At 62.9% G+C, this 12,240-nt stretch carries 12 protein-coding genes; 11 read left to right on the top strand and 1 reads right to left on the bottom strand.

Translation table 11 applies throughout. The features are described from left to right. Window positions 1–41 precede the first annotated feature (41 nt). The 3 genes from BMZ70_RS23430 (at window position 42) to BMZ70_RS23420 (ending at window position 3,725) form a co-directional block, all read left to right on the top strand. Entirely contained in the window at window positions 42–1,646 is a 1,605-nt protein-coding gene (locus BMZ70_RS23430; RefSeq protein ID WP_092280039.1) for an NYN domain-containing protein, read from the top strand. A 2-nt stretch (window positions 1,647–1,648) separates the two neighbouring features. After that, complete coding sequence (locus BMZ70_RS23425) at window positions 1,649–2,500, top strand: MOSC domain-containing protein (RefSeq protein WP_092280037.1); 852 nt, start codon at window positions 1,649–1,651, stop codon at window positions 2,498–2,500. Between the two features lie 67 nt (window positions 2,501–2,567). Continuing rightward, a complete protein-coding gene (locus BMZ70_RS23420; RefSeq protein WP_092280035.1) occupies window positions 2,568–3,725 on the top strand; it encodes a GGDEF domain-containing protein in 1,158 nt (385 codons plus the stop codon). A gap of 91 nt (window positions 3,726–3,816) precedes the next feature. Here BMZ70_RS23420 and BMZ70_RS23415 read toward each other — a convergent pair whose 3' ends face one another. After that, a complete protein-coding gene (locus tag BMZ70_RS23415) occupies window positions 3,817–5,799 on the bottom strand; it encodes a monovalent cation:proton antiporter family protein (RefSeq protein WP_092280033.1) in 1,983 nt (660 codons plus the stop codon). A 75-nt stretch (window positions 5,800–5,874) separates the two neighbouring features. On the opposite strand from BMZ70_RS23415, the gene BMZ70_RS23410 reads away from it, so the two are divergent. The 8 genes from BMZ70_RS23410 (at window position 5,875) to BMZ70_RS23375 (ending at window position 12,236) form a co-directional block, all read left to right on the top strand. Continuing rightward, a complete protein-coding gene (locus tag BMZ70_RS23410) occupies window positions 5,875–6,864 on the top strand; it encodes a KpsF/GutQ family sugar-phosphate isomerase (protein ID WP_092280031.1) in 990 nt (329 codons plus the stop codon). Continuing rightward, a complete protein-coding gene (locus BMZ70_RS23405) occupies window positions 6,864–7,388 on the top strand; it encodes a KdsC family phosphatase (RefSeq protein WP_092280029.1) in 525 nt (174 codons plus the stop codon). Before BMZ70_RS23410 ends, BMZ70_RS23405 begins: the two co-directional genes overlap by 1 nt. A gap of 12 nt (window positions 7,389–7,400) precedes the next feature. Beyond that, window positions 7,401–7,994 (top strand): LPS export ABC transporter periplasmic protein LptC, encoded by a 594-nt coding sequence (gene lptC / locus BMZ70_RS23400; protein WP_092280027.1) that lies wholly within the window; start codon window positions 7,401–7,403, stop codon window positions 7,992–7,994. Window positions 7,995–8,004: 10 nt separating this feature from the next. Continuing rightward, window positions 8,005–8,592: a lipopolysaccharide transport periplasmic protein LptA gene (gene lptA, locus BMZ70_RS23395; protein WP_092280025.1), complete on the top strand. Its 588-nt coding sequence runs from the start codon at window positions 8,005–8,007 to the stop codon at window positions 8,590–8,592. A gap of 1 nt (window position 8,593) precedes the next feature. Then, the gene (gene lptB, locus BMZ70_RS23390) at window positions 8,594–9,346 is read left to right on the top strand and encodes an LPS export ABC transporter ATP-binding protein (RefSeq protein WP_092280023.1); all 753 of its coding nucleotides are present in this window, start codon (window positions 8,594–8,596) and stop codon (window positions 9,344–9,346) included. 6 nt (window positions 9,347–9,352) lie between these two features. Further along, window positions 9,353–10,825: an RNA polymerase factor sigma-54 gene (locus BMZ70_RS23385; protein WP_092280022.1), complete on the top strand. Its 1,473-nt coding sequence runs from the start codon at window positions 9,353–9,355 to the stop codon at window positions 10,823–10,825. A 76-nt stretch (window positions 10,826–10,901) separates the two neighbouring features. Then, complete coding sequence (gene hpf, locus BMZ70_RS23380) at window positions 10,902–11,261, top strand: ribosome hibernation-promoting factor, HPF/YfiA family (RefSeq protein ID WP_092280020.1); 360 nt, start codon at window positions 10,902–10,904, stop codon at window positions 11,259–11,261. 57 nt (window positions 11,262–11,318) lie between these two features. Next, a complete protein-coding gene (locus tag BMZ70_RS23375; protein WP_092280018.1) occupies window positions 11,319–12,236 on the top strand; it encodes an alginate lyase family protein in 918 nt (305 codons plus the stop codon). Window positions 12,237–12,240 lie beyond the last annotated feature (4 nt).

Here is a 12,240-nt window from a genome sequence, read left to right as displayed (position 1 = left end):
CCGGATTGCCTGCCTCACCCCTACATTAGAAAATACTCTTCATGGCTTCTTCCAACGATAACGTCAGCATGGCGCTGTTCTGCGATTTTGAGAACGTGGCGCTCGGCGTACGCGACGCAAACTACGAAAAATTCGATATCAAGCCGGTGCTGGAGCGCCTGCTGCTCAAAGGCAGCATCGTGGTCAAGAAAGCCTATTGCGACTGGGATCGCTACAAATCCTTCAAAGCGCCGATGCACGAAGCCAACTTCGAGCTGATCGAAATTCCGCACGTGCGCCAGTCGGGCAAGAACTCGGCCGACATCCGCATGGTGGTTGATGCGCTGGACCTTTGCTACACCAAGTCGCACGTGGACACCTTCGTCATCATTTCCGGCGATTCCGATTTTTCGCCGCTGGTGTCCAAGCTGCGCGAGAACGCCAAGAAGGTGATCGGCGTGGGCGTCAAGCAGTCGACTTCCGATCTGCTGGTGGCCAACTGCGATGAGTTCATTTTCTACGACGACCTGGTGCGCGAGAGCCGCCGTGCGCGCCGCGATGCCAGCCCGGATGCGAAGCCGCAAGTCAAGCGTACGCCGGAAGAGGAACGCGCACGCCGCGAGGAGATGGAAAAGCGCCGCTCGCAAGCGGTGGAAATCGCCGTCAATACTTTCGAGGCGCTGGTGCTGGAGCGTGGCGACAGCGGCAAGATCTGGGCCTCGGTGCTGAAGGAAGCGATCAAGCGCCGCAAGCCGGATTTCAGCGAGTCGTACTATGGTTTCCGCACCTTCGGCAACCTGATCGAGGAATGCAAGGCGCGCGGCTATCTGGAATTTGGCCGTGACGAGAAGTCCGGCGCGTACGTGTACCGTGGCAGCGGCGTGCTGCAGCCAGCCAGTGACGCGCCTATCGTCGCCGACGGCAGCGCGCCAGCGGCTGCGCCGGCAGAAGGCGGCCAGCAGGAATCGCGCCGCAGCCGCAATCGCGGCCGCACCGCCGCCGAGCGTTTCGCCGAACGACAGGCCCAGCGCCTGCAGCAGCAACAGCGCGGCGCGCAAAATGCCGGCGACGGCGACGCGGACAATGCTGCCGACGCTGCACAGCCAGCCGCCATCGAGCCCGCACCGGTTGCCGCCGCTCCGTGGTGGGACAACGCGCCAGCCGAAGCGGCACAAGCCGAAGCTGCGCCTGTGGAAGCTGCGCCGGCAGAAGCTGTTCCAGCGACCGCGCCAGCCAAGAAGAAAAACGGTCCCAAGCCGCCAGCCCGCAAGCTGAAGGAGCAGGCCAAGAAAGGCCAGGCCGGCAACGGCGAAGCGCCGGCCGATGCCGCTCCGTCGCAGGAAGCTGCGCCAGCCGCTGCTCCGGTCGCCGAGGCTGCGCCAGCACCAGCCGCCGCTTCGGTGGGCGATGCCGCGCCGGTCGCTGACGCGGCCGCTGCGCCGAAGGCTCGCCCTGCAGGCAAGTCGCGTTCTGGCAAGCCAAACGCCGGCAAGCCAAACGCCGGCAAGCCGAAAGCTGCTGCTGCAGCGGCGGAAGCGCCTGTCGCCGCCGAGGCTCCGGCACCAGCCGCCGACAAGCCAGCCAAGGCCAAGCCGGCCCGCAAGCCGGCCGCCGCGCGCACGCCGCGTCCGCCGAAAGCCAAAGCCGCCGCCCCAACCGAGGAGTAACGATGCCCACTTTGTCCGCCATCACGCTGTACCCGATCAAATCCTGCGCCGGCCTGTCGCTGGAGGAAGCCACGCTGACTCCGCTCGGCCTGATGACCGCGCAAATCTATGATCGTGAATGGATGGTGGTGGACGAAAACGGCATTGCCATGACCCAGCGCGAGCACCCGCGCATGGCGCTGATCAAGCCCACCATCAAGGGCTCGACGCTGGAAGTGCAGGCGCCCGGCATGCTGCGCCTTGAAATCCCGCTCGGCCTGCCGGATCCATCGGCCGCGCCGACGCTGCAAACCCAGGTTTGGGACGACGCCGTGCTGGCCTACGACTGCGACGCCCTGACTGCCGAATGGTTCACCAAGGCCATCGGCGTGCCGTGCCGCCTGGCCCGCTTCCACACCAACGCCAAGCGCGCCGTCAGCACCACCTGGACCGACGGTGTGCAAGCCACCACCATGTTCTCGGACGGTTATCCGATGCTGGTGGCCGGCACCGCCTCGCTGGACGACCTGAACCAGAAACTGGTGGCCGCCGGCCGCGCCGCCATCCCGATGAACCGCTTCCGTCCGAACCTGGTTATCGACGGCATCGAAGCCTTCGAGGAAGACTATGCCGAATCGTTCCAGATCGGCGAAGTGGTGCTGAAACCGGTCAAACCATGCCCGCGCTGCCCGATGCCGTCGATCGACCAGGTCACCGGCGAGTTCGGACCGGACCCGCTGGACATCATGCAAAGCTACCGCGCCAAGCCGGAACTGGAAGGCGCATTGTGCTTCGGCATGAACAGCATCCTGATTTCCGGTGAAGGCCAGCGTGTGCGCGTCGGCCAGGAAATCGAGGTTACACTGGCGTTTTGACCACTCCGGGCATTCCCAACCGGGCCAACTTGGCGTAATGTGGGAATACGCAAGAAAGGGCCATCCAATGACGCAGACCGCCACCGGGAAACTTCCGCCGCAGACCGATCAACATGATCTGGCGGCCGAGAACCGGGCGTTGCGCGCGCGCATGGCCTACCTGCTCGAGCAAGCCGAGCGCAATCATTCCATCATGACCCGGCACCAGGCGTTTGACCTGGAAATCGTCGGCGCCAGCAATTTCCCTGAGCTGATCGGCACCATCTTCCGCGTGCTGCCGGTGATCTCCGAGCTCGATAACGTGACCCTGACGCTGATCGACGAGGATGCCGACATCCGCACCGTGATGCTCAAGCTGGATGTGGTGTTTGAAGATTTCCCCGATTTGATTTTCGTCGAGACGGTGGACGAGCTGGGCTTCGACCTTGGCCGCCGCAACGCTTATACGCCGACGCCCAAGCCGCTGCTGGGGATGTACGACCGCGAGCGGCATGCGCAGCCGTTCCCGAATGCGCCGGCCGGACTGCAAAGTGTGGCGTTGGTGCCGCTGCTGCGCAACAAGCGCGTGATTGGCAGTTTGAATCTGGGCAGCTGCGATCCGACGCGGTTCACTCCCAGCCTGGGCACGGACTTCATCGAGCACATGGCGTCGATTATCGCCATCTGCCTGGAGAACGTGATCTCCAACGAGATGCTCAAGTATATCGGCCTGACCGATTCGCTGACGGGCGTGTACAACCGCCGCTACATCGACCGCCGTCTGCTGGAAGAAATTGCGCGGGCGCGCCGCCAGCTGTATCCGATTTCCTTCATGTACATCGACATTGACCACTTCAAGCGGGTCAACGACACGGTGGGGCATGGCGGCGGCGATGAAGTGCTGCGCGAGGTGGCGGGACGGATCAAGAACGAGCTGCGCACCTCGGATGCGTTGGCACGGTTTGGCGGCGAGGAATTTGTGGTGCTGCTGATCGATGCGAATCTGGAGAGTGCGGCGTTCGTGGCCGAGCGGATTCGCGCCAGCGTGGCGGGCAGCATGATCATCTTGTCGCCGGAGTTGCAGCTGTCAGTGACGGTGTCGATCGGCGTGGCTTGTCTTGAGGTGGGCACGGCGGAAGGCGAACCGGAAGCCATCGCCCGCGCCCTGATCGAGCGCGCCGATAGTTTGCTGTACCACGCCAAAGAGCACGGCCGCAACCGCGTGGTGAGCACCCGCGAAGATTAACCCGTCGTCCCGGCGAAGGCCGGGACCCATAGAACGCATGCCGTCACACAGCGCATGCGTTCTATGGATTCCGGCCTTCGCCGGAATGACGCTAGCGGGTCAGGCGCTGCTCGGCGCGGTGGACGGCTTCGGCGCCACCGCGCAACACCACCACATCCCCCGCCTGCAGGGTCGTTTCCGGCGCCACTTCCACCCCGCCTTTGCCGCGCCGGATGCTCGCCACTTCCGCGCCAGACGCCTCCACATCCAGTGATTCCAGCGAACGCCCCACGCAGGGCGCGCTGCCGGTCAGCGTGACCGAATGCAGGCGCTGCATGTCCGCCTCTTCATCCACATCGCTCATGCCGTGGAAGTAGCCGCGCAGCGAGGCGTAGCGCTCTTCCCGCGCCGCCTGCACCCGGTGCACCACGCGCCGCAGCGGCACGCCCAGCATCACCAGCGCGTGCGAGGCCAGCATCAGGCTGCCCTCCATCAGCTCCGGCACCACCTCGGCTGCGCCAGCCTGCTTGAGGCGATCCAGATCCGTATCATCATGCGAGCGCACGATCACCGGCAGCGCCGGCGTCAGCTCGTGCACCTGATGCAGCACCCGCAGCGCCGAGCGCGTGTCGGCGTAGGTGATGACCACCGCGCTGGCGCGGTATATACCTGCCGCCACCAAACTCTCGCGCCGCGCCGCATCGCCATACGACACGTGCGCGCCGGCCGTCTGCGCTTCCTGCACCCGCTCGGGATCGAGGTCCAGCGCGTGGTAGTCGATTTTTTCCTCGGCCAGCAGAGTGGCCAGGCTCTGGCCGCTGCGACCGAAGCCGCACACGATCACGTGCTTGTTGGTGGACATGGTGCGGCTGGCGATCTTGGTCAGCTGCAGCGACTGCATCATCCACTCGTTGCTGGAGAATTTCATCACGATGTTGTCGGACTGCGCGATGATGAACGGCGCCAGCAGCATGGACAGCACCATCGAGGCCAGCACCACCTGCACCACGTAGGAATCCATCAGGTTGTGCCCGGACGCGAGATTGAGCAGCACGAAGCCGAACTCGCCCGCCTGCGCCAGCGCCAGGCCGGTGCGCATCGAGATACCGTCCGAGGCGCCAAACAGCTTGGCCAGGCCGGCGATCAGTGCAAATTTCAACAGCACCGGCGCGCACAGCAACAGCAGCACCAGCCACCAGTTGGCCATCACCAGCTTAACGTTGAGCAGCATGCCGATGGTGATGAAGAACAGCCCCAGCAGCACGTCGCGGAACGGCTTGATGTCTTCTTCCACCTGGTGCTTGTATTCGGTCTCGGAGATCAGCATGCCGGCCACGAAGGCGCCCAATGCCAGCGACAGGCCGGCGCGTTCGGTGATCCAGGCCGCCCCGAGCGTTACCAGCAGCAGATTGAGCATAAACAGCTCCTGCGAGCGGCGCTTGACCACGATGGTGAACCAGCTGCGCATGATTTTCTGGCCGAAGAACAGCAGCAGGGCCAGCACGATCACCGCCTTGAAGCCGGCCCAGGCCAGGGTCTCGACCAGCTTGTCCGGACGCTCGCCCAGCGACGGAATCAGGATCAGCAACGGCACCACGGCCAGGTCCTGGAACAACAGGATGCCGATGATTTTGCGGCCGTGCTCGCTTTCGAGTTCCAGCCGTTCGGTGAGCATTTTGACCACAATCGCGGTCGAGGACATGGCCAGCGCGCCGCCCAGCGCGAACGAGGCCTGCCAGCTGATTTGCAGGGCAGGGGGCAGCTGAGTGGCGATGGTCCAGCCAAATATCATGGTTGCGACGATAGTGAGTACTACCTGCGCAAGCCCGAGCCCGAACACAATCGCCCGCATGGCTTTGAGCTTGGCCAGCGAGAATTCCAGCCCGATGGAGAACATCAGGAACACCACGCCGAATTCGGCCAGCCCGTGGGTGGTCTCGCTCTGCTCGGCCAGGCCCAGCGCGTGGGGGCCGATCAGGATGCCGACCGCGAGGTAGCCCAGCATGGGGGGCAGATGCATCATGCGGAAGGCGACCACGCCCAGCACGGCACTGAGCAGCAACAACAAGGTTAATTCGAGCGGGGAAAACGTCATTTTGTTGTGACTGGCAAGTTTTTTGCTTTCGCAATTCGGCTATACTTGGGCATGAGTGTAACCCATGAAAAAACAATGCTGAAAGCTTTTGATGCAAAAACGGCACTGCGTCTTGCCCAAGACACGCTGCAGAACGAAGCAGATGCCATCAACGCCCTGAACGCGCGCCTCGCCAATGACGACAGCGTGGTCCAGGCCATCTCCTTGCTGTTCAACTGCAAGGGGCGCGTGGTCGTGTCCGGCATCGGCAAGTCCGGCCACATCGGCCGCAAGATCGCCGCCACGCTGGCCTCGACCGGCACCCCGGCGCTGTTCGTGCACCCGGCCGAAGCTGCGCACGGCGACCTCGGCATGGTCACCGCCGATGATGCATTTATTGCCATTTCCTATTCGGGCGAGAGCTCGGAGCTGATGACCATCCTGCCGGTGGTCAAGCGCATGGGCAGCAAAGTGATTGCGATTACCGGCAAGCCCGGCTCCAGCCTGGCCACCATCGCCGACGTGCACCTGAACGTGGCCGTGGCCAAAGAGGCTTGCCCGATGAACCTGGCGCCGACCACTTCCACCACCGTCACGCTGGCGCTGGGTGACGCCCTGGCTGTGGCGCTGCTGGACCTGCGCGGCTTCAAGGAAGAAGATTTCGCCCGCTCGCACCCTGGCGGCGCGCTGGGCCGCCGCCTGCTGACCCACGTGAAAGACGTGATGCGTAGCGGCGATGCGGTGCCGAGCGTCACCGCCGACGTCAAGCTGACCGATGCGCTGCTGGAAATCACCCAGAAGGGCATGGGCATGACCGCCATCGTCGATGCCGATAACAAGCCGGTCGGCGTGTTCACCGACGGCGACCTGCGCCGCATGATTGAAAAAGTGCAGGACTTCAGCAAGGTCGTGATCGGCGACGTGATGCACGCCAACCCGCGCACCATTTCGCCTGAGAAGATGGCGGTGGATGCGGTGGCCATCATGGAACAGTTCCGCATCAACCAGATGCTGGTGACCGATGCCGACGGCAAGCTGGTCGGCGCGCTGCACATCCACGACCTGACCCGCGCCAAGGTGATTTGATGATGACGTACCTGGAACGCGCTGCGCGCGTCAAGCTGATGATTTTCGACGTCGACGGCGTGCTGACCGACGGCAGCCTGCATTACGGCGCCGACGGCGAAGCGCTGAAGACCTTCAACGTGCAGGACGGCCTCGGCATCAAGCTGATCCAGGAAGCCGGCATCGACACCGCCATCATCAGCGCGCGCAAGTCGCCGCAGGTGATCAAGCGCGCGGCCGACCTCGGCATCAACCACCTGCACCAGGGCGGCCACGACAAGCTGACGCCGTTCAACGCCCTGCTGGAAAAGACCGGCCTCACGGCCGAGCAGGTTGGCTTCATCGGCGACGATGTGGTGGATTTGCCGATCCTGACGCGGGTCGGCTTTGCGGTCGCCGTGCCGAACGGCCGCAAGGAAGTGCTGGAACGCGCCCACCACACCACCGTCGCCTTCGGCGGCAAGGGTGCTGTGCGCGAGGTATGCGAGCTGCTGATGCACGCGCAGGGCAGCTACGAGCGCGTGATGGCGCAATTCCTCGTTTGACCGGGATCAATCATGCGTAAAAGGACAGCACACCGTTGGCAACTTACCCTGATCATGATGGTTGGGGTGTTTGTGGCCGTCGGCAGCTTCTGGCTGGTGCAGGTGGTGAACCAGGCCGGGCAGGAAGCGGAAGCCGACAAGTTCAAGGACGAGCCGGACTACATCATCGATCGCTTCAGCACGGTACGCATGAACAAGGAAGGCCAGCCGGCCTACATCATTTCCGGCGACAAGCTGACGCACCGGCCGGTGGACGATTCGTCGGTGATCGACAAGCCGTTCGTGCACGGCCTGGCCAGCGGCCAGCCGCCGATGAATATCCACGCGCAGACTGCCTATGTCGATCAGGGCAATACGCGCGTCAAGCTCAGTGGTAATGTGGACGTGGTGCGACCCGCCACCAAGCAAGCGCAGGAGCTGCGCCTGAAGACCAGTACGCTGACCGTGTACCCGGATGAAGAACGGATGGAAACCGATGCCCCGGTCGAGATGAAGGCCGGTCACACGACCGCCACCGGCACCGGCATGAAGGCCAACAACGCCACCCGCCAGATCGAACTGGGCGGACGCGGAACGATTACGATGCCGCCGCGTGCGGCGCAATGAAGGAAAGCACATGAAATTGCATAAACTGTTTTTGTCGACGGCCCTGCTGGCGCTTGCCACCATCGCCGGCGTGGCGCAGGCCGAGAAGGCCGATTCCAGCAAGCCGACCCAGATCGCCTTCGACCAGCTGGAGTCCGATGACGTCAAGCAGGTCAAGACCTTCACCGGCAACGTGGTGCTGACGCGCGGCACGCTGCTGATGAAATCGCCGAAGGCGGTGGTGACGGAAGACCCGGAAGGCTACCAGTTCGTGGTGCTGCACAGCACGCCCGGCACGCAGGCGACCTTCCGCCAGAAGCTTGACGGCGCCGGCGACCAGTGGGTCGAAGGCAAGGCCGACCGCATCGAATACGATAACAAGACCGAGCTGGTGAAGCTGTACGCCAAGGCGCAGATCAAGCGCCTGGAAGGCCCGAAAACCGCCAGCCAGGTCGATGGTGAATTCATTTCCTACGACAGCCGCAAGGAATTCTTCGCGGTCAAGAACACGCCGACCGGCGAGACCAAGCCGGGCGCGGGCCGCAGCACGATGGTGATCCAGCCGTCGAGCAAGCTGGCCGTGCCTGCACCGACCACGCAACCAGCGCCGGGGAAATAAGATGGAAGCATCCTGCGGTAGCACCCTGATCGTCAAAGGCCTGCAAAAGACTTACGGCAAGCGCCAGGTGGTGCATGACGTGTCGCTGCAAGTGGAATGCGGCGAAGTGGTCGGCCTGCTGGGGCCTAACGGCGCCGGCAAGACCACCTCGTTTTACATGATCGTCGGCCTGGTGCCGTCGGACGCGGGCAGCATCGATATCAGCGGCACCGATATCTCCTCGCTGCCGATCCACCGCCGCGCCTCGCTCGGCTTGTCCTACCTGCCGCAGGAAGCGTCGGTGTTCCGCAAGCTGACGGTCGAAGAAAATATACGCGCCGTCCTCGAAATCCAGAAAGTGGACGGCAAGCCTTTATCCAAGGCGGAAATTGATGAACGGCTCAATACCCTGCTGGCCGATTTGCAAATCGAAAAGCTGCGCGAAAATCCGGCGCTGTCGCTCTCGGGCGGCGAGCGCCGCCGCGTCGAGATCGCGCGCGCACTGGCGACTAACCCGCGCTTCGTGCTGCTCGATGAACCATTCGCCGGGGTCGACCCGATTGCCGTGATTGAGATCCAGCGCATCGTGCGCTTCCTCAAGGAACGCGGCATCGGCGTCCTCATTACCGATCACAATGTGCGCGAGACGCTGGGCATTTGCGACCGCGCATATATCATCAACCAGGGGACGGTGCTGGCTTCGGGCCGGCCGGACGACATCATCGCCAACGAGTCGGTGCGCCGCGTCTACCTGGGTGAACATTTCCGTATGTAAGGCTTCATGAAACAGTCTTTGCAACTGCGCACGTCGCAGCATCTGGCGTTGACGCCGCAACTGCAGCAGTCCATCCGGCTGCTGCAGCTGTCGACGCTGGAGCTGCACCAGGAACTGGAACAGCTGCTGACCGATAACCCGCTGCTGGAACGTCTCGACGATCCGCTTGATCATTCGCTGCGCCTGCTGGCCGATGGCGCCATCAGCCAGCAGGCGCCGGCCGGCGAAGCGCCGCCGGAAGGCCCGCCGGGCGAGGCCCCGGTCGCCGAAGCCGACAACTATGAAGCACCCGGCGCCGACACCGAAAGCACCACGCCCGACGCCGACATGGACTGGGGCGATTCGGGCCGTAGCAAGAACAACGATGACGAGGAATCGCGCCCGCAGCTGGAAGCGCATCACTGCACGCTGCGCGAGCATTTGATGGAACAGATGCGCGTGACGGTGCTGGAAACGCGTGACCGCGCGCTGGTGGAACTGATCATCGATGCGCTCGACGAGAACGGCTATCTGGAAGAAGCGCTGGAAGAAATCCACGCGCGCCTGCCGGAAGAACTGGAAGTGGAAATCGAGGAATTGCAGACCGCGCTCAAGCTGCTGCAAAGCTTCGATCCGATGGGCGTGGGCGCGCGCAATGCCGCCGAGTGCCTGGCGATCCAGATCCGCCGCCTGCCCGGCGTGCCGCTGGTGACGCGCCGCATGGCGCTGGTCATCGTGGAAAACCACCTGACCTGGTTTGCGCAGCGCGACTTCAACAAGCTCAAGAAAACCCTGCTGTGCGATGACGAGGATTTGCGCGAAGCGCAGGCCGTGATCCGCCAGTGCAATCCGCATCCGGGCGCGGCGTTCGCGTCCGATGTGTCGGACTATGTGGTGCCGGATGTGATCGTGAAAAAATCGCGCAACGGCTGGCAGGTGAGCCTGAACAATGACGTCATGCCGCGCCTGCGCGTGAACGCCATGTACGCCAACCTGCTCAAGCAGGGCAAGGGCGAAAGCGCGATGGGCGCGCAGTTGCAGGAAGCTAAGTGGCTGATCAAGAATATGCGTCAGCGCTTCGACACGATTCTGCGCGTGGCACAGGCGATAGTAGAAAGACAAAAGAACTTTTTCTCGCACGGCGCGGTTGCGATGCGCCCCCTTGTGCTTCGCGAAATTGCTGATACACTGGGACTACACGAGAGCACTATTTCTCGCGTAACAACTCAAAAATATATGCTGACCCCGCATGGCATGTTTGAGTTGAAATATTTCTTTGGTAGCCATGTCGCCACCGAAGCTGGCGGGGAAGCAAGTTCGACGGCGATACGCGCATTGATCGTGCAATTGACAGGAGCAGAAGACCCGAAAAATCCTTTATCCGACAGTAAGATTGCGGACATGCTGGGAGAACAAGGCATGGTGATTGCGCGGCGTACTGTTGCCAAGTATCGCGAAGCCCTCAAAATCCCACCAGTCAGTCTCCGCAAGTCTTTGTAGTGTGTTGGTTCCTGCGCGCCCGGCATCAAGGGGCACCGCACTAACCGTCAGAAGCGACATATCTTTAGGAGTGTGTATGAATCTCACCATCAGTGGACATCATCTCGAAGTGACCGCAGCGATTCGCGAGTACGTGCAGAACAAGCTGGAACGTGTCACCCGCCACTTTGATCAAGTGATTGATATTGCTGTCATCCTGACCGTAGATAACCTTAAAGAGAAAGATAAACGTCAGAAGGCTGAAATCAACCTGCGTATGTCGGGCAAGACCGTCTACGTGGAAAGCCTGTCGCAAGACCTGTACGCCGCCATCGATACCTTGATCGACAAGCTGGACCGCCAGGTCATGAAATACAAAGGTAAAGTCCAATCTTACGGGCACGATGCGATCAAGCATATCCCGGATAGCTACGAACCCGCTGCCGCCGCCCTATAACAACGGCCTCGGCACATTCAACGAAGGGCGCACGAGGGCGCCCTTTTTGAGGATCACATGGTTAAACGTTTAACTTGTAGTTTGCTGCTGCTGGCCGCCAGCGCTACCGCCATTGCAGCCGCTTGCGAAGCGCCGCCGCCGGCCCGCAGCGACATCGACGCCAACAGCTACTACTCGGATGCACATCACTCGGTGATCGATCCGGTGCTGAGGGCACGCAACATCGCCAACACCAAACCAATCGAAGATTTCCTGTCGCAGGTCGCGCGGGATGCGAACGGGCAGGGCGACGCCGCGTGCGCGCTCACGTGGCTATCCAGCTGGGCCGAACAGAAAGCCATGCTGGGCAAGATGTCGAGCGAACAGGCCTACTACGTGCGCAAGTGGACGCTGGGCGGCATGGCCCTGAGCTACGCGCGCGTGCAGCGCCAAGCCACGCCGGCGCAGCGCGCTGCCATTGAAGGCTGGTTCAAGGCGCTGGCCGACGCCACCATCGCGCACTCGGACGCCAAGAAGGGCGGCCGCAACAACCACTACTACTGGGAAGGCCTGGCGGTGACGGCGGTAGGCGGGGTCACCGGCGAGGCGCGCTATCTCGACTGGGGGCGCAAGGTGCTGCAGCATGCGCTGGGCCAGATGGAGGCCGATGGCGCGCTGCCGGCCGAGATGGAGCGGGCCGCGAAGGCGCTGCATTATCAGGTGTATGCGGCCACGCCGCTGGCGCTGATGGCCTCCATCCTCGACGTGCACGATGCGCGCCTGGACACGCTGGTAGCGTTCACCGTGGCTGCTTCGGCCGATCCCTCCGGGATTGCGCGACGCACCGGCTTTGAGCAGGAGCCGGTCGGCAGCCGCGAGGTGACGGTGTTCTACAACCGCCACGAAGGCAAGCCGCCGACGGTCGGCAAGGCGCTGTGGCAACCGCGTCTCGGCGGCGCGCTGGATGTGCCCAATCCGCTCGAGCATCTGAAGTAAAATT

Source organism: Duganella sp. CF402 (genome assembly GCF_900109645.1).
GTDB lineage: Bacteria > Pseudomonadota > Gammaproteobacteria > Burkholderiales > Burkholderiaceae_D > Rugamonas.
Note: the sequence above shows the minus strand (reverse complement) of the source record. Positions and strands in the feature narration are given on the sequence as shown.